Origin of the sequence: Hymenobacter terricola (assembly GCF_017921975.2) — a bacterium.
GTDB classification, from domain to species: domain Bacteria; phylum Bacteroidota; class Bacteroidia; order Cytophagales; family Hymenobacteraceae; genus Hymenobacter; species Hymenobacter terricola.
The window spans coordinates 158,880-176,446 of sequence record NZ_JAGEMO020000007.1 but is presented as its reverse complement, the minus strand read 5'-3'; the positions used below and the strand labels follow the sequence as shown (position 1 = coordinate 176,446).

Here is a 17,567-nt window from a genome sequence, read left to right as displayed (position 1 = left end):
ACGATGGTAAGCAAGAAAATAGCCGTGTTGCCCGGCGATGGCATCGGGCCCGAAGTCTGTCGGCAGGCCGTGAAAGTGCTGGAGGCCGTGGCCGAGCGGTTCGACCACCGCTTCGGCCTCAGCTCCCACCTGATGGGCGCCTGCGCCATCGACGCGACCGGCAACCCGTTGCCCGACGAAACCCTCGACGCCTGCCGCGCCGCCGATGCGGTACTGCTCGGCGCCATCGGCGACCCGAAATACGACAACGACCCCAGCGCCAAAGTGCGCCCCGAACAGGGCCTGCTGCGCCTGCGCAAAGAGCTGGGCCTATTCGCCAATATCCGGCCCGTGAAGGCCTACGACGTGCTGCTGGCCCATTCGCCCCTGAAAAAGGAGCGCATCCAGGGCACCGACATGGTCATCTTTCGCGAGCTTACCGGTGGCATTTACTTCGGCGAAAAGGGCCGCACTGCCGACGGCGAAGGCGCCTACGACCACTGCACCTACAGCCGCCACGAAATCCGCCGCGTCGCGCACCTGGCATTTCAGGCCGCCGCCGGTCGCCGCCGGCACCTCACGCTGGTCGACAAAGCCAACGTGCTGGAAACCTCCCGCCTCTGGCGCGAGGAAGTGCGTGCAATGGCCGCTCAATACCCCGAAGTGACGGTGGATTACCTCTTCGTGGACAACGCCGCGATGCAGGTTATTCTGAACCCCACGCAGTTCGACGTGATTCTAACCGAGAATATGTTCGGCGATATTATATCGGATGAGGCTTCGGTCATTGCCGGCTCCATGGGCCTGCTGCCCTCGGCTTCGGTGGGCGAACAGGTGGCCTTGTTCGAACCCATCCACGGCTCGTACCCGCAGGCCAAGGGCAAGGGCATTGCCAATCCCATCGCCGCCATTTTGTCGGTGGCTCTGCTGCTGGAACACTTGTCGCTGAACGAGGAAGCCGCCCTGGTGCGCGAGGCCGTGGACGAGGCCTTAAACAACGGCATTCTGACCCGCGAATTGAACACGACCGCGCCTTATACCACCGAGGAAGTAGGCAACTACATCGCCTTCTGGATTGCTGATTCCAACGAGAAGCAATGGAATAAAAACAACGTGGAAATCGGCATCAGCACGATTATTTGATTGAATGCTGGCCGATTGAAACAAATGAGGCCGTCATGCTGAGCGCAGCCGAAGCATCCCGCGTGTGGTAGTAACTCAATCGATTGGTTTACTGTCCCGAGCGAGATGCTTTGACTCTGCGGACGCCAGATGAGCATGCCGTTTTAACACCGCTTTGACACCCATGAAAAACCTCTTTACACTAGTCATTACGGTCATTACTCCTTGCCTGGCGGGCGCCTAGGAACAGCTTGTTGCACGCTGCAAAAGCCTTTCTAAGCTCCGCGCTCAGGAAGGCTTTTTTAGATATACTCTCTTCTCTTTCAAGTTTTAAGCAAGCATGTATTTCAATCCCGATACCCTCGCCTTCGTTGACGGCGAGTTTGTGAAAGCTGAGGCGGCCCAGGTGGGCGCTTATGCGCAGTCGCTGCACTATGGCTATGCCGTTTTTGAGGGCATCCGGTCCTATGCCACGCCGGCTGGTACCCAGATTTTCAAGGCCCGCGAGCATTTCGAGCGGCTGCAGTATTCGTGTCAGAGCATCGGCCTGCCCTTCGCCTACTCGGTGGAAGAGCTGACCGATATTACCTACCAATTGCTGGAGAAAAACGGCCTCGCCGACGCCTACATCCGCCCGCTGGTGTATGCCGGCACGCCCAACATGACCCTGAAATGCGCCAGCAGCAGCAACCTGCTCATCGCCGTCTGGGACTGGGGCAAGTACCTCGGCGACCAGAGCCTGCGCCTCAGCATCTCGCCCTACCAGCGCCCTAATCCCAAGGCCGTGCCCATCGAGGCCAAAGTTTCGGGCCACTACGTCAACTCCATCATTGCCAGCTCTGAAGCCAAGGGTCGCGGCTTCGACGAAGCCCTGTTGCTGGACATGAACGGCTATGTGGCCGAAGGCCCGGGTGCCAACTTCTTCTTTGAGAAAAACGGGGAGCTGTTCACCGCTCCCGCCGGGAGCATCCTGCGCGGCATCACCCGCAACACGATTATTGACCTGGCCCGCGAGGCCGGCATCAGCGTCACCGAAAAGTTTTTCACGCCCGATGAGCTGCAAGGTGCCACCGGGGCCTTCTATACCGGCACGGCCGCCGAAGTCGTGGGCATTGCGGCCATCGATGAGCTGGAGTTCAACGTGCCTTTTTCCGAGACGCTGGGGGCCCGGCTGGGTGAGCGCTACCGGGCGCTGGTGACGGGCGCGCTGGTGGCGCAAAACGCCTAGCTGAACGACATAAAAGAACGTCATGCTCATCTGGCGTCCGCACAGCGAAGCATCGCTACCGCTTCGTTGCAATGGCATCGATTAGTTGAGCAGTAGAGATGCTTCGACAAGCTCAGCATGACATACGATTTCCAATCCACCCCAAATCCTGCCATGATTCTCAATAAATACAGCCGCATCTACACCCAGGACGACAGCTTGCCGGCCTCGCAGGCCATGCTCATCGGTTCGGGCTTGTCGGATGCGGATTTGCGTAAGCCGTTCGTGGGCATCTGCTCCACGGGCTTTGAGGGCAACACTTGCAACATGCACCTGGACGCGCTGGCCGACGGCGTGAAAATCGGGGTGCAGGCCCAGGGGCTGGTGGGGCTGCGCTTCAACACCATCGGGGTGAGCGACGGCATCACCAACGGCACGCCGGGGATGCGGTTTTCGCTGGTGTCGCGCGAGATTATCGCCGACTCGATTGAGGCCATGGCGGGCGCGCACAACTACGACGCCCTGGCCACCGTGGTGGGCTGCGACAAAAACATGCCCGGCGCGCTCATCGCCATGGCGCGGCTCAACCGGCCCTCGCTCATGGTGTACGGCGGCACCATCAAGGGCGGCACGTTCAAGGGGCAGCAGCTCAACATCGTGTCGTGTTTTGAGGCGTATGGGAAGAAGCTGCAGGGGCAGATTTCGGACGAGGACTACAGCGGCATCATCCACAATGCCTGTCCTGGGCCGGGGGCCTGCGGCGGCATGTACACGGCCAATACCATGGCCGCCGCCATCGAGGCGCTGGGCATGAGCGTACCGTTTTCGTCGTCGCTGCCCGCCGTGAGCGTGGAGAAAAACCAGGAGTGCCTGGACGCGGGGGCCTACCTGCGGCTTTTATTGGAGCGCGACATCAAGCCCCGCGACATTCTGGTGCGGGCGGCGTTCGAGAACGCGCTGGTGGTGGTGACGGTGCTGGGCGGCTCCACCAATGCCGTGCTGCACCTCATCGCCATTGCCCACGCGGCCGGCGTGCACCTCACCATGGAGGATTTCCAGGCCGTGAGCAACCGCGTGCCGGTGCTGGCCGACCTCAAGCCCAGCGGCCGGTACCTCATGGAGGACCTGTCGGCCCTGGGCGGCGTGCCCGCCGTGATGCGTACCCTGCTGGATGCGGGCCTGCTGCGCGGCGACCTGCTGACCGTGACCGGCCAGACCCTGGCCGAAAACCTCGCCGATATCAAGCCGCTGGGCGCGGAACAGGATTTGCTGCGCCCGCTGGACAATCCCATCAAGGCCGACGGCCACATCCAGATTCTCTACGGCAACCTCGCCTCCAAAGGCGCGGTGGCCAAAATCACGGGCAAGGAAGGCCTGCGCTTCGAAGGCCCGGCCAATGTGTTCGACTCGGAAGAAGCGCTGAACGAGGGCATCACCGCCGGCAAAATCAAGGCCGGCGAGGTGGTTGTGATTCGCTACGTGGGGCCGAAGGGCGGGCCGGGCATGCCCGAAATGCTCAAGCCCACGTCGGCCATCATCGGGGCCGGGCTGGGCGATAAGGTGGCCCTGATTACGGACGGGCGCTTTTCGGGCGGCACCCACGGCTTCGTAGTGGGCCATGTCTGCCCCGAGGCGTATGACGGCGGAGGCATCGCGCTGGTTGAAAACGGCGACTGGATTATCCTCGATGCCGCCGCCAACACCATCGATATCCAGCTGGACCCCGCACTGCTGGAGCTGCGCCGCCGCCAGTGGCAGCGCCCGCGTCCCAGCGTCAGCCAGGGCGTGCTGCTCAAATACATCCGCACCGTGAGCGACGCCAGTCACGGCTGCATCACCGATTTACTGGAGGAGGAACCGGTGGCGGTTCCGGCCGCAGCCCACGTCAACCTCTCCCCCTGACCCCCTCTCCAAAAAAGAGGGAGCACCGGAAATGCCCTTCTAAGAACCTCGCATCTGCGCTAAACTGGTGCCCCCTCTTTTTTGGAGAGGGGGGCAGGGGCTGAAGTTGACGGGTGCGCCATTCCACCGAATTATTAGCTCAAAGCCATGTTAACCAACGAGCCAACAACTGCCCTTGCCGAGCCGGAAACCACTGTTTCTGCTGCTCCAGCAGCTACGGAAGAAACTGCCCCTGCGCCCAATTCCACCGGGGCCACGGCCGTGCTGAACATCCTGCTGGCCGAGGGCGTGGACACGATTTTCGGCTATCCCGGCGGGGCCATCATCCCGATTTACGATGCGCTCTACGACTTCAAGGAGCAGCTGAACCATGTGCTGGTGCGGCATGAGCAGGGCGGCATCCACGCGGCGCAGGGCTATGCGCGGGCGTCGGGCAGAGTGGGCGTGGTGTTTGCCACCAGCGGGCCGGGCGCGACCAATCTGGTCACCGGCCTGGCCGATGCGCTGATTGACAGCACGCCGCTGGTCTGCATCACGGGGCAGGTGTTCGCGCATTTGCTGGGCACCGATGCCTTCCAGGAAACCGATATTATCAACATCACCACGCCGGTTACGAAGTGGAACTACCAGGTGACCAAGGCCGAGGAAATCCCTGAGGCGCTGGCCAAGGCGTTCTACATCGCGCGCAGCGGCCGGCCCGGTCCGGTGCTGATTGATATCACCAAAAACGCCCAGCAGCAGGCCTTCCATTTCGCATCCTACGCGCCGTGCACGCACATTAGGAGCTACCGCCCGGTGCCCATCGTGCGCCCCGAGTACCTGCGGGAAGCGGCGGCGCTCATCAACCAGGCCCGGCGGCCGTTTGTGCTCTGGGGCCAGGGCGTGGTGCTGGGCGCGGCCGAGCGGGAGTTCAAGGCTTTTATTGAGAAAAGCGGCATCCCGGCGGCCTGGACCATCCTTGGGGCGGGCGCGCTGCCCACCGACCATCCGCTGAACGTGGGCATGCTGGGCATGCACGGCAACTACGGCCCCAATGTGCTCACCAACGAGTGTGACGTGCTTATCGCCATCGGCATGCGCTTCGACGACCGGGTAACGGGCCGCCTCGATAAGTACGCCCGCCAGGCGAAGGTCATTCACCTCGACATCGACCCCACCGAAATCGACAAAAACGTGGCCGCCACCGTGCCCGTGTGGGGCGACTGCCGCGAAACCCTGCCGCTGCTCACCGCCCTCGTCGAGCCCAAAACGCACCCTGAATGGCACCAGCGCTTCCGCGACCACATGGCCGAGGAAGTGGCCGCCGTGATAAACGACGAGCTGTTCCCGACCGGCGAGGAGCTGACGATGGGCGAAGTCATCCAGCAACTTAACGAGCTGACCCAGGGCGAGGCCATCATCGTGACCGACGTGGGCCAGCACCAGATGGTGGCCTGCCGCTACGCCCGGTTCAACCACACCCGCAGCAACATCACCAGTGGCGGGCTGGGTACGATGGGCTTTGCGCTGCCGGCCGCCATCGGGGCCAAGTTTGGCGCGCCGCAGCGGCCGGTGGTGGCCATCATCGGCGACGGCGGCGTGCAGATGACCATCCAGGAGCTGGGCACCATCATGCAAACCGGGGTCGACGTGAAAATTATCATCCTCAACAACCGCTTCCTGGGCATGGTGCGGCAGTGGCAGGAGCTGTTTCACACCCGCCGCTACTCGTTTGTGGATATCCAAAGCCCTGATTACGTGACCGTAGCCAGCGGCTACCGCATCCCCGGCCAGCGCGTGGAGGCGCGGGAAGAACTACAGCCCGCGCTGCAAAAGATGCTGGCGCACCCCGGCTCCTTTCTGCTGGATATTATGGTGGCCAAGGAGAATAACATCTTCCCGATGGTGCCGCAGGGGTGCAGCGTGGCGGAAATCAGGCTGAAATAGAACGAAGGCAGAACAAAAAAAGAACGTCATGCAGAGCGAAGCGCAGCGGAGTCGAAGCATCTCGCTTGCCTTAGTAATCCACATCAATAGAACGATTGAATTAGTGACAGCACGCGAGATGCTTCGACTCCGCTGCGCTTCGCTCTGCATGACGTTCTGAGAAACGATACCCAACCACTCATGAGCCAGTTCCCAACCATCGACCGCCAGGAATACAACATCACGGCTTACACCGAAAACCAGGTGGGCTTGCTCAACCGCATTGCCATCATTTTCTCGCGCCGCAAAATCAACATTGAGAGCCTGAACACTTCGCCGTCCGAAATTGAAGGCATCCACCGCTTCAACATCGTGATTACCGAAACGGAGGAGGTGGTGAGCAAGCTGGCCCGCCAGATTGAGAAGCAGGTGGAGGTGCTGAAAGTGTACTACAACACCAACGCCGACGTAATCTGGCAGGAAATGGCGCTCTACAAAGTGCCCACCGACGTGATTGCCGAAAAGGCCTCCGTGGAGCGCCTGCTGCGCGAAAACGGGGCCCGCGCCGTGGTGATTCGCAAGGATTACACGGTGTTTGAAACCACCGGGCACCGCGAGGAAACCGACAACCTGATTAAGGTTTTGCAGCCATACGGGCTGATTGAGTTTGTGCGCAGCGCCCGCATTGCCATCATCAAGGCCAGCGACGGCTTCAACCACAAGCTGCGCGAATTCGAGCGCCGCGAGCCCAGCGAGGACGTGTCGGAAAACGAGTTTTTGAACAGCCGCGACGCGGTGTTTACGATGTAAAGTAGCGCGGACTCTGTAGTCCGCGAGTCAAACGATGTTCTTTCAACCCACGTGCGGACTACAAAGTCCGCGCTACAACCCAACCCCCAAGCCCATGGCCCAAATCAACTTCGGCGGCGTAGACGAAACCGTCATCACCCGCGACGAATTCCCCCTCGCAAAGGCACTGGAATTCCTCAAAGACGACACCATTGCCGTTATCGGCTACGGCGTGCAGGGCCCCGGCCAGGCGCTGAACATGCGCGACAACGGCTTCAACGTGATTGTGGGCCAGCGCTCGGGCACGTCTTCGTGGGACCGCGCCATCAAGGACGGCTGGGTGGAGGGCGAAACCCTGTTTTCGCTGGAAGAAGCGGCCGAGCGCGGCACCATCGTGTGCAACCTGCTGAGCGACGCCGGCCAGATTGCCCTGTGGCCCATGCTGAAAAGCAAGCTCACGGCCGGCAAAACGCTGTACTTCTCGCACGGCTTCGGCATCACGTTCAATGAGCAGACCAACATCATTCCGCCCGCCGATGTGGACGTGATTCTGGTGGCGCCCAAGGGCAGCGGCACCAGCCTGCGCCGTCTGTTTCTGGCCGGGGGCGGGTTGAATTCCTCGTTTGCCGTGTTTCAGGATGCCACCGGCAAGGCCTGGGAAAAAGCCATTGCCATGGGCATCGGCGTGGGCTCGGGCTATTTGTTCGAAACCGATTTCAAGAAGGAAGTGTACTCCGACCTCACCGGCGAGCGCGGCGTGCTGATGGGCGCCCTGGCCGGCATCATCGAAGCCCAATACCAGGTGCTGCGCCAGCGCGGCCACTCGCCCTCCGAGGCCTTCAACGAAACCGTGGAAGAGCTGACCCAAAGCCTGGTGCCGCTGGTGGGCGAAAACGGCATGGACTGGATGTTTGCCAACTGCTCGGTGACGGCCCAGCGCGGCGCCCTGGACTGGAAAGGCCGCTTCCGCGAGGCCACCCTGCCCGTGCTGAATGAGCTGTACGACAGCGTGGCCTCGGGCAAAGAAGCCGCCCGCACCATCGAGCGCGGCACCACCCCCAACTACCGCCAGGAGCTGGACGCCGAGCTGAAAGAAGTGCGCGACTCCGAGCTGTGGCAGACCGGCGCCACCGTGCGCCAGCTGCGTTCGAAAGCGGCCGAGAAGGTGGAGGCGGTGTAGAGACGCGTATTCGCGTCTCGTCGTTGAACGGTCCGCATTGAACGTCTATCCCTGAACGTCATGCTGAGCGCAGCCGAAGCATGACGTTCTTTTTTCTCCCAATCCTTATGGAAAACGCCACCACTGCCCCGTCGGCCGTGACCTTGAAAAATGTGGAGCGGGCGGCGCGCAACCTCAAGCACGTCATCTACAAAACGCCACTGCTGCAAAACCACGGCCTCTCGCGCACCTACGAGGCCACGGTGCTGCTCAAGCGGGAGGATTTGCAGGTGGTGCGCTCCTACAAGATTCGCGGGGCCTACCACAAGATGAGCACGCTGCCGCCCATCATCGGGGAGCGCGAAATAGTGTGCGCCAGCGCCGGCAACCACGCCCAGGGCGTGGCCTACGCCTGCCAATTGCTGGGCCTGAAAGGCTACATTTTCATGCCCGCCCAAACGCCCGCGCAGAAGGTGGACAAGGTGCGCCTCTTCGGCAAGGAATACGTGGAAGTGGTGCTCACCGGGGCCAGCTTCGACGACTCGTTTCGCTCAGCGAAGGCGTTCAGTGACGAGCGCGGCAGCACCTTCATTCACCCCTTCGACGACCTGGCCATTGTGGAAGGGCAGGCCACGGTGGGGCTGGAGATTCTGAAAGCGGCCACCGTGCCCATCGACTACTGCTTCATGCCGATTGGCGGGGGCGGGCTGGCCTCGGGCGTGGCCAGCGTGTTCCGGCTGCTGAGCCCGGCTACCCGGCTCGTTGGCGTGCAGCCGCTGGGCGCACCGTCCATGCACAACGCCATCCAAAACAACCAGCACGCGGCGCTGGCCAGCATCGACAGCTTCGTGGACGGCGCGGCCGTGAAGTGCCCCGGCCAGCTCACGTATGAGCTGTGCCGGGAATTGCTAGATGAAGTGGTGCTGGTGCCCGAAGGCCAGGTTTGCCTCGATTTGCTGAAGATGTACAACGAGGAAGGCATTGTGCTGGAGCCGGCCGGCACGCTCACCATCTCGGCCCTGCACCAGTTTGCTAACCGCATTCAGGGCAAAACCGTGGTGTGCGTGGTGAGCGGCTCCAACAACGACATCACCCGGATGGAGGACATCAAGGAGCGCGCCGCCAAGTATCAGGGCCTGAAACACTACTTTATGGTGAATTTCAACCAGGCCCCCGGGGCCCTGCGCCGCTTCGTAAACAACGTGCTGCGCGAGGGCGACGACATCATCCACTTTCAGTACATCAAGAAAAATAACAAGGAAAAAGGCCCCGTTTTCGTCGGCATCGAAGTCACGCAGCCGCACGACGTGGAAGCCATCAAGGCCCGGATGGGGGAGGAGGGCTTCAGCTTCGAATACCTGAACGGCCAGCCCGATTTCCTGGCGCTGCTGGTGTAATTGCCGATATACAGCGCAAAATAACGGTCATGCTGAGCGCAGCCGAAGCATCTCTACCGCAATAGTAAATCTGATTACTCACGCGGTAAAGATGCTTCGGCTGCGCTCAGCATGACGTTCGGGGGGCTTATTAAACAGCTTCGAAGGAAGTGTTTGGTGAGGCTACGCTTTTTTCATCTCGTAAAACCGTACGTAATCCACCACCATCTGCTGGGGGAATGCGGCTTCGTCTATGCCTTTCTGGCCGCCCCACTCGCCGCCCACGGCCACGTTCAGCAGCAGGTGGAAGGGCTTGTCCCAGGGCCAGGTTTCCCAGCCGGTGCCCTCGTTGCGGGCCGCGAAGTACAGCTCGCCGTCGATTTCGGCGGTGATGGTTTCGGGCGTCCACTCAATGGCGTAGGTGTGGAAAGCCGTGGTGGCATCGGCCACTTTGGTGATGCCGGTTTTTTGGGTGTTGATGCGGAAATAGTACGCCTTGCAGTGCGTGGTGGCGTGAATCACGTTGGGGTCGTAGCCAACGTGCTCCATGATGTCGATTTCGCCGTTATCCGGCCAGCCTTTGTTGCCGTAGGTGTTCGCATCGGGCAGCATCCAGATGGCGGGCCAGGTGCCGCGCCCGCCCGGAATCCGGGCCCGGATTTCGAAGCGGCCATAGAGCTGGCTGCCGCCCTTGCCGCGCGATACCAGCCGGGCGGAGGTGTAGTCGTTGCCGGCCACCAGGGCTTCCTTGCGGGCTTCCACAATGAGGTTGCCGCCTTCGACGCGGGCATTTTCGCGGCGCTTTTTGGTGTAGTATTCCAGCTCTTTGTTGCCCCAGCCGTGGCCGCCCACGTCGTAGGTCCACTTCGTGGAATCGGGCAGGCCGGTGTAGTTGAACTCGTCGCTCCAGGCCAGCTTGTGGAAAGTGTAGCGCGGCCGGTCCGGGGGCGGCGCGGGTAAGTCGGTGTGGAAGGCGCTGCTTAGGAACAGCAGGCCGGCAAGCAGGGGTGAAAGCATGCGGTTGAGAAATTAACTGCTCATTACTGCCATCGGGGGCGGCCGCACCCAGCTCCCATGAGCCGGGTACGGCCACCGCCTATCCGGCGGGTCTATTTGTTCCCACCAAGCCCCAGCCGGAGTGACAGCGGGCCTACGCGCCTGTGCGGACGGGCAGGCTTATCGATATTGGAAATACTTCACGTAGTCCACCTGCATTTGCTGCGGAAAGGTGGTGCTGGCATCGGGGTTGCCATCGAAGTCGCCGCCCACGGCCACGTTCAGCACCGCGAAAAACGGGTTATTGAACGGGAACGGGCTGGCGTCGCTGCCCGTGAAGGAGTAGTACTGCTGCCCGTCGATGAAGAAACGCAGCAAGTCCTTGCTGCGCACGACGGAGAAAAGGTGGAAGTCGGCCGAAAGGTCGGCGGGCATTACCTGCGTCGTGCCCTTGTAGCGATGGTCGGCGGTGCTGGTGCCGAAGTGCATGGTGGTGAGAAACTGGAGCGGCTGGCTGCCGCGCAGCTCCATGATGTCGATTTCGCCGCACTTGGGCCAGTTATTCTGGTCGATATCGGCCCCCAGCATCCAAATGGCCGGCCACACGCCTTTGCCTTTGGGCACCTTGGCGCGCACGTCGATGCGGCCGTATTGAAAGCTCTGCTTGCCCTTCGTAATAAGGCGGCCCGAAGTATAAGCGTTGGTGCCCGACTGCTGGCGGCGGGCCGAAATAACCAGGTTGCCGCCGGTCAGGTACACGTTGTCGCTGGAATTGGTGTAGGCTTCCAGCTCGTTGTTGCCCCAGCCGCCGCCGCCCAGCTCGTAGGCCCACTTGGTCTGGTCGAGGGCGCTGCCGTCGAACTCGTCGCTCCACACCAGGTTGTTGTAGTCGGCGTAGTTGTGGGCTTCCTCGTTCACCACCGGCACCACGGGCGTGGGCGGCACGGGGGTAAACGTAGAGCCTTTATCGGTGCAGGAGGACATCAGGCCCAGGGCCAGCAGCAGGCTGGCCCCGAGCCGATAGTTCCGCCGCGTAATCACGGATGGGATTTTCATAAAAGGATTGTTAGCTAAATAATAAGGCGAGGGTTAATGCCCACCTATCTGGGCACCATCTTGATGGTGAACACCGTGCCGCCGTTCAGACCGCTGCCGGCCCGGAGCACCAGGTGCTGGGCATCAATGGACAGAATACGGTATACGCGCTCGGTCGGCGAGGCGTCGGTGGCGGCAATAAAGGCGGCGGGGTCGCTGAAGGTGAACTGCGCGAGGCCGGTGCCGGCGGCGGGGCCAAACGTGTACGCCCACGTCGCGGTGCGCGGAGCCTGGCAGGTGTAAGGCCCGGCCACAAAGGTTTCGGCCAGGGCATTATAAGCCATGGTGTTGGCCGTGGAGAAGGTGTATTCGTCATCGGACTGGCAGGTGGGCAGCGCTCCGGCCAGCACGCCGGCAAAGTAGGAAGTGGGGGCAGCTTCCGTGCCCACCACAATGGGGGCATCGGCCGTGTTGTCCAGTTTCCAGGTTTTCGACGAGCCGCCGGTGAGCAGCTGCTTGATGGGGGCCGTGGCGTCGTACGGGGCAAAGGTGACGGTGGTGCGGGTGCCGTCGGGGTTGGCGCCGCGCAGGCGCAGGCGGGTGTCAGTAGCTTCCAGAATGTCGTAGGTTTTGTTCGCCACCGAGTCGGGCAGGCCGAGGAAAGCGCCTTTGCCTTTGAGCACAATCTGGGGGTTGCCGCCGGTGTTGGGCCGGAACACGAAGCTGCTGCTTCTGCTGAGCGAGGTGCCGCAGGCACCGTTCTGGTAGGTAGAGCCGGCGCTTTCGTAGTTCACCGAGTAGCTGTTGCTGAACGAGAACTGGTCGTCGAGCTGGCAGGCGGGCAGCGTGCCCGAGGCCGAAAGCTGCACGCCCGCTGCCGTTTCTTTCACAATGGCGCCCGCCGCGCCCGAGAAGGCCCACACGCGGGTGCCGCTGCCGGCGCAGTCCACCAGCTTGCTGAACGCGGCGTTGGCGCAGGCATCGGGAATGGTGATGGTTTGCTTGGCCGAAATGCCCGTGCCGCCCTTGCCGGCCGTAATCAGCTCTACCTGGTAGGTGCCGCCGCGCGGATAGGTGTGCTGCACCGAATTGCCGGTGGCCGGCGAGTTTTCGCCAATAAAATTCCACTCGTAGAGGAATCCATCCTGGCTGGTGCTGGTGAAGGTTACCACCGTCGGAAACTCGGCAGTATTCACCTGATAGGTGAAGCTGGACTGCGGCGCCGGGCCCTCCAGCTTGTAATCGTCGCCCGCTCTTTTGCAGGAAGTCAGCAGCAGGGGGGCCATCAACAGGCCCAGTGCCGCCGCGCGTACTATATTTTTCATGGGAATATCTCAGAGAAGGAATGAAGGGAAAACCAAGGGCCCGCCCGCGCTGGGTTGCAGCCCGGGCGGACGGGCGGCCGGCTTAGTAGCCGGGATTCTGGGCCAGGCCGGGGTTCACGTCGCGCTCCGTCTGCGGAATGGGCAGCACGATGTTGAAGGGGTGAAACTCGCGGTAGGCGAGCAGCTCACCGGTCCGCTTCATGTCGAACCAGCGGTCGTTCTCAAACGCCAGCTCGTACTTCCGCTCGCGCCACACGGCCGTTTTGAATGCCGTGGCGCTGAGGCTGGCCGCGAGGTCGTGCGAGCCCGCCGTGTTGATGGGCTGGCCAAATGAGCGGCGGCGCACCTTGTTGATGGCTTCCAGGCCTTCGGGCGTGGGGCCCACGGCCTCGGCCAGAATCAGGTACACTTCGGCCAGGCGCAACACCGGAATGTTAAGCTCCGAATCCCAGATGTTGGTGTTCACCTTGCCCACAAACCACTTTTTGCAGCCGTAGCCGTGGGGCGAGCCCGGCAGCGACGTCGGCTGAACCTGGCCGTTGGGGTACACGTCGCCCGGCTTCCAGATGGTCACGTCGCGGCGCGTGTCGCCGGCTTCGTAGCCGGCCACGAAAGCGTCTTCGGGGATGTTGAAGCCGTAGCCGCCCTGGGGCACGATGCCCTGGCCGCGCGGGCCAAAGAATTCGTTGCCCACAAAGCCCAGGCCGTCGAACGTGTACTGGTTGCGGGCCGATACGTACTGCACTTCAAACAACGACTCCTGGCCGTTCTCATTGGCCACCTTGAAATTGTCGCCGTAGTTGGCCCACATGCTTTTGCCGCTGCCGCTGATAACGGCGCGGGCCTGCGTGGCCGCCTCCGCCAGTTTGCCTTCGGTGAGGTACACCTTGGCCAGCAGGCCGGTAGCGGCCCATTTGGTGGCGCGGCCCAGGTCGTCGCCGCTGTACGAGGCAGGCAGCTTGGTGATGGCGTCCAGCAAGTCTTTCTCAATCTGCGCGTAGACCTGGGCGGCCGGGGTGCGCGGAATGTTTACCTGGTCCAGCGTGGTGGGCGGCGAGGTCAGCAGCGGCACATCGCCGTAGGCCCGCACCAGGTCGAAGTAGTACTTGGCCCGCAGGAAGTCGGCTTCGCCAAGGCTGCGCGTCTGAATGGCCGGGTCAATTTGCATGGTCGGCACCTTCTGCAGCACAATGTTGGCGCGGCCAATGCCGATGAAGCAGCCGCCCCACAGGCGGGTAATCAGCGGGTTGGTGGTCGGGATGTTGAAGTGGTCGAGCTGCTGCTGCTCGATGCCGTCGCCGCCGCCGCCGCCGCCGGTGTAGGAAATGTCGCCGCCGATGTCGCCGATGCCCCACAGGGCGTAGTTGTACTGGCCGCCCTTGCCCAGCTCGCTGTAAATGGCGTTGGTGGCCTGAATGGCGTCGGTGGTCGTTTTGTAGAAGTTCGCGTCGGTCACCTGGTCGGTCGGGGATTCTTCCAGGTATTTCTCGCCGCAGCCCGTCAGGAAGAGGCCCAGCGTGAGCAGCAAGGCGCTGCCGGTGTATTTAGGGAGGGATAACATCGTGTTGGGAAAATTAGAAGGTTAGAAACCGATGTTGAGGCCGGCGAGGAACACACGCGCTTGCGGGTAGACGCCCAGGTCCACGCCGCGGGAGCCTACTTCGGGGTCGAAACCAGTGTATTTGGTCAGGGTGAGCAGGTTCTGGGCGCTCACGTACACGCGCACTTGTTTGGACGCAATGTGTTCCAGCACGCTCTTGGGCAGGGCGTAGCCCAGCGTCAGGGTTTTGATGCGCATGTAGGAACCGTCCTCCACGTAGTAGCTGCTCACGCGCAGGTTGGTGTTGGGGTCGCCGGCAATGGCGCGGGGCACGTCGTTGCTGGTGCCGGGGCCGGTCCAGCGGCCCAGCACGCGGGTGCTGCCGTTGCTGTTGCCGTACAAGGCGCTTTCCAAGACGTAGCGGTTCTGGTCGTAAATCTTGTTGCCCTGCGAGCCCTGCAGGAACACGTTCAGGTCGAAGCCTCGGTAAGAGAACGTGTTATTCACGCCGTAGGTGAACTTGGGGTTCGGGTCGCCAATGAACGTGCGGTCGTCGGCGTTGATAACGCCATCCCCGTTCACGTCCTTAAAGCGGATATCGCCGGGGGCGGCGCCGTTCTGGGTGGCGTGGTTCCGCACATCTTCGGGCGTCTGGAACAGGCCGTCGGCCACGTAGCCATAGAAGGAGCCAAAGGCCTGGCCCTGGTCGTAGCGCACAATCACGCCGCTCAGGCCGCTCAGGCCGTCGTAGGGCTTCCCTACACCCAGCGATTCCAGGCGGGTTTTGTAGGCCGACAGGTTCAGGTTGGTGGTCCAGTTGAAGCCGCTCTCGCCGCCCTGGAAGTTGTGCGAAGTGAAGGAGAAGTCAACGCCGCGGTTGTAGGCCGAAGCCGCGTTGCGGTTCACGCTCTCGTACGTGCCCGACACCAGCGACACCGGCACCGGCGCAATCAGGTTCGGCGACTTGCGCTCGTAGATGTCAACAGTGGCTTCGAAGCGGTTTTCCAGAAAGCCGAAGTCAATGCCGACGTTCGCCTGGTTGTTGGTTTCCCAGCGCAGCTGGTCGTTGGCCAGCCGAGTGGGCGCGGCCCCGGTCTGAATGTTGCCCGCCGCGCCAAACGGATACTGAATGTTCGAGTTGATGGCGTAGAGGTAGGCGAAGCGGCCGGCGTTGTTGGGGTTGCCCACCTTGCCGTAGCCCGCCCGCACCTTCAGGTTGCTGATAACGCGGTTGCCTTTCAGGAATTCTTCCTCCGAAATCCGCCAGCCGGCCGATACGCCGGGGAAGAAGCCGAACTGCGAGCCGGGCTGGAAGTTGCTCACGCCGTCGTAGCGGGCAATGGCCGACAACAGGTACTTGCCGGCAAACTCATAGTTCAAACGAGCAAAATAGCTGGCAATGTGCGCAACGGGGTTGATAATTCCCCCATTGGCCAGCGCTGGGTTAAGAGGGCCCGTGTTGATTACCTGCAAATCGTTGCGCGAGTAGCCAGTGCGGTAAGCCTGCACGTTGCTGAAGCCAAACGACTGCGCCGACTGTCCTGCCAGTACCGTCACCTGGTGCTTGTCACCGAAGAGGTGGTCGTAGGTGGCGGTGTTCTCAATCAGAAAGCTTGGCGTGTAAGATGAGGTAGCAGTCCCGCCCGATGTTTCCTGAGTATAGCGGGTGTTGTACACTTCGGTGCCTACGCGCAGTTCCGGCACTCCCGGCCGGAAGCCGTTGTAGTTTTCAAATACAAGGTCAGCGCCTAGGTTGGTACGGAAGCGGAGTCCTTTTACTGGTTCCAGTTCAGCGAAGAAGGTGGTCAGTGCCCGGTTACGAATGAACTTCTGGTTGCTAATCGTTGCGGACGCCAAGGGGTTCTCCTCCACGAAGTTGTCTTGCTGGCCGCGGGGCTCATAGTAGTAGCCGTCCGGGCGGTATATCGGAATGATGGAAGGAATCCGAATGGCCTGTTGCACCGTGCCATACTCGTTGTTACGGGCACCATCGTTGCCACCACCGGAGTTAATCTGGCGGTCTTCCACGTGCGTAAGCGAAAGGCTGTTGCCGATTTTCAGAATTTTGTTTACCTGCACATCACCGTTGGCGCGTAGTGTAAACCGCTCAAAATGAGAACCGATAATGGTCCCATCCTGCTGGAAGTAGCTGCCTGCCACCGAAAAGCGGGCCTTGTCGCTACCGCCGGCCGCCGACAGCGAGTAATTCTGAATGGCCGCCCGGCGGAACACCTCGTCCTGCCAGTTGGTGCCTTCGCCCAGGGCCTGCGGGTTGCGCAGGCGGTCAACCACAATGGGCTGGCCCGCCGCGATGCGGTTTTCGTTGTTAATCACGGCGTACTCCGTGGCATTCAGCAGGCTGAGCTTGCGCCACACTTCCTGCACGCCCCGGTAAGCATCCACGTTGATGCTGGATGTGCCGGCCTTGCCGCGCTTGGTGGTGATGATGACCACGCCATTGGCGGCCCGCACGCCATAAATGGCCGTAGCCGAAGCATCCTTCAGGATGTCGATGGATTCAATGTCGTTGGGGCTGATGGCGTTCAGCTGGCTCTCCCCGTTGTCGGGCAGCGGGAAGCCGTCGACCACGTACAGCGGGTTGTTGTTGCCCGCCGAGGTAATGCCCCGCACCCGAATAGAAGTGCCGGCCGCACCGCCCGGCGCGCCGCCGTTCGAGGTCACCGTCACGCCCGCGGCCCGGCCCTGAATGGCCTGGGTAGCATCGGCCACCGGCTGCGACGCGATTTCGCGCGACGATACCGACGACACGGCGCCCGTCACGCTGCCGCGCTGCTGGGTGCCGTAGCCCACTACCACAATCTCATTCAGCTTCTGGGTGTCTTCCTTCAGGCTAACCGTCAGGCTACTACTGTTGGCCGACGATAGCACGACGCTTTGCGTGGCATAGCCCACAAAGCTGAACACCAAGGTACTGCCTTCGGGCGCCGTGAGACTGAACGAACCATCGGCCCCCGTGGCTGTGCCGAGACTGGTGCCGCGCACCAGCACCGTCACGCCGGGCAGCCCGACGCCGTCGGCTCCCGTTACGCGCCCGCTCACGGGCACATCTGCCGCGGGGCGAGCCAGCGGGCCGGCCGCCAGGGTAGCCGGCGCACTGTGCGCTAGCGCGGGCAGCCCGCAAGCTAGCAATACCGCGGTGCTGCGCGTCAGCGCAATCAGGTATAAATTTCGCTTCATTGTGGGATTTTTGAAAAAGTGGTGGGAAAAAACG

At 62.0% G+C, this 17,567-nt stretch carries 12 protein-coding genes; 7 read left to right on the top strand and 5 right to left on the bottom strand.

Going from position 1 to position 17,567, the window contains the following annotated elements; translation table 11 throughout:
- Nucleotides 1-3 precede the first annotated feature (3 nt).
- The 7 genes from leuB (at nucleotide 4) to ilvA (ending at nucleotide 9,460) form a co-directional block, all read left to right on the top strand.
- Nucleotides 4-1,122, top strand: a complete 1,119-nt coding sequence (leuB, locus tag J4G38_RS07440; protein WP_210513800.1) for a 3-isopropylmalate dehydrogenase — start codon at nucleotides 4-6, stop codon at nucleotides 1,120-1,122.
- A 319-nt stretch (nucleotides 1,123-1,441) separates the two neighbouring features.
- Nucleotides 1,442-2,329, top strand: a complete 888-nt coding sequence (locus J4G38_RS07435; protein WP_210513801.1) for a branched-chain amino acid transaminase — start codon at nucleotides 1,442-1,444, stop codon at nucleotides 2,327-2,329.
- A gap of 153 nt (nucleotides 2,330-2,482) precedes the next feature.
- Nucleotides 2,483-4,210, top strand: coding sequence for a dihydroxy-acid dehydratase (ilvD, locus tag J4G38_RS07430; protein WP_210513802.1), 1,728 nt, complete (start codon nucleotides 2,483-2,485; stop codon nucleotides 4,208-4,210).
- 147 nt (nucleotides 4,211-4,357) lie between these two features.
- The gene (ilvB, locus tag J4G38_RS07425) at nucleotides 4,358-6,136 is read left to right on the top strand and encodes a biosynthetic-type acetolactate synthase large subunit (RefSeq protein ID WP_210513803.1); all 1,779 of its coding nucleotides are present in this window, start codon (nucleotides 4,358-4,360) and stop codon (nucleotides 6,134-6,136) included.
- A gap of 180 nt (nucleotides 6,137-6,316) precedes the next feature.
- On the top strand, nucleotides 6,317-6,925 hold the full coding sequence (ilvN, locus tag J4G38_RS07420) for an acetolactate synthase small subunit (RefSeq protein ID WP_210513804.1): 609 nt from the start codon (nucleotides 6,317-6,319) through the stop codon (nucleotides 6,923-6,925).
- Nucleotides 6,926-7,019: 94 nt separating this feature from the next.
- Nucleotides 7,020-8,084 (top strand): ketol-acid reductoisomerase, encoded by a 1,065-nt coding sequence (ilvC, locus tag J4G38_RS07415; RefSeq protein ID WP_210513805.1) that lies wholly within the window; start codon nucleotides 7,020-7,022, stop codon nucleotides 8,082-8,084.
- A gap of 107 nt (nucleotides 8,085-8,191) precedes the next feature.
- Nucleotides 8,192-9,460, top strand: a complete 1,269-nt coding sequence (ilvA, locus tag J4G38_RS07410) for a threonine ammonia-lyase IlvA (protein WP_210513806.1) — start codon at nucleotides 8,192-8,194, stop codon at nucleotides 9,458-9,460.
- Between the two features lie 162 nt (nucleotides 9,461-9,622).
- On the opposite strand, the gene J4G38_RS07405 is transcribed toward ilvA, so the two are convergent.
- The 5 genes from J4G38_RS07405 to J4G38_RS07385 all read right to left on the bottom strand — a co-directional run bounded on the left by J4G38_RS07405 (nucleotide 9,623) and on the right by J4G38_RS07385 (nucleotide 17,533).
- Nucleotides 9,623-10,456, bottom strand: coding sequence for a glycoside hydrolase family 16 protein (locus J4G38_RS07405; RefSeq protein ID WP_210513807.1), 834 nt, complete (start codon nucleotides 10,454-10,456; stop codon nucleotides 9,623-9,625).
- Nucleotides 10,457-10,615: 159 nt separating this feature from the next.
- Nucleotides 10,616-11,491 (bottom strand): glycoside hydrolase family 16 protein, encoded by an 876-nt coding sequence (locus tag J4G38_RS07400; protein WP_210513808.1) that lies wholly within the window; start codon nucleotides 11,489-11,491, stop codon nucleotides 10,616-10,618.
- Nucleotides 11,492-11,535: 44 nt separating this feature from the next.
- Entirely contained in the window at nucleotides 11,536-12,795 is a 1,260-nt protein-coding gene (locus tag J4G38_RS07395) for a PKD domain-containing protein (RefSeq protein ID WP_210513809.1), read from the bottom strand.
- A gap of 82 nt (nucleotides 12,796-12,877) precedes the next feature.
- The gene (locus tag J4G38_RS07390; RefSeq protein WP_210513810.1) at nucleotides 12,878-14,356 is read right to left on the bottom strand and encodes a RagB/SusD family nutrient uptake outer membrane protein; all 1,479 of its coding nucleotides are present in this window, start codon (nucleotides 14,354-14,356) and stop codon (nucleotides 12,878-12,880) included.
- A 21-nt stretch (nucleotides 14,357-14,377) separates the two neighbouring features.
- A complete protein-coding gene (locus J4G38_RS07385; RefSeq protein ID WP_210513811.1) occupies nucleotides 14,378-17,533 on the bottom strand; it encodes a SusC/RagA family TonB-linked outer membrane protein in 3,156 nt (1,051 codons plus the stop codon).
- Between the last annotated feature and the right edge of the window lie 34 nt (nucleotides 17,534-17,567).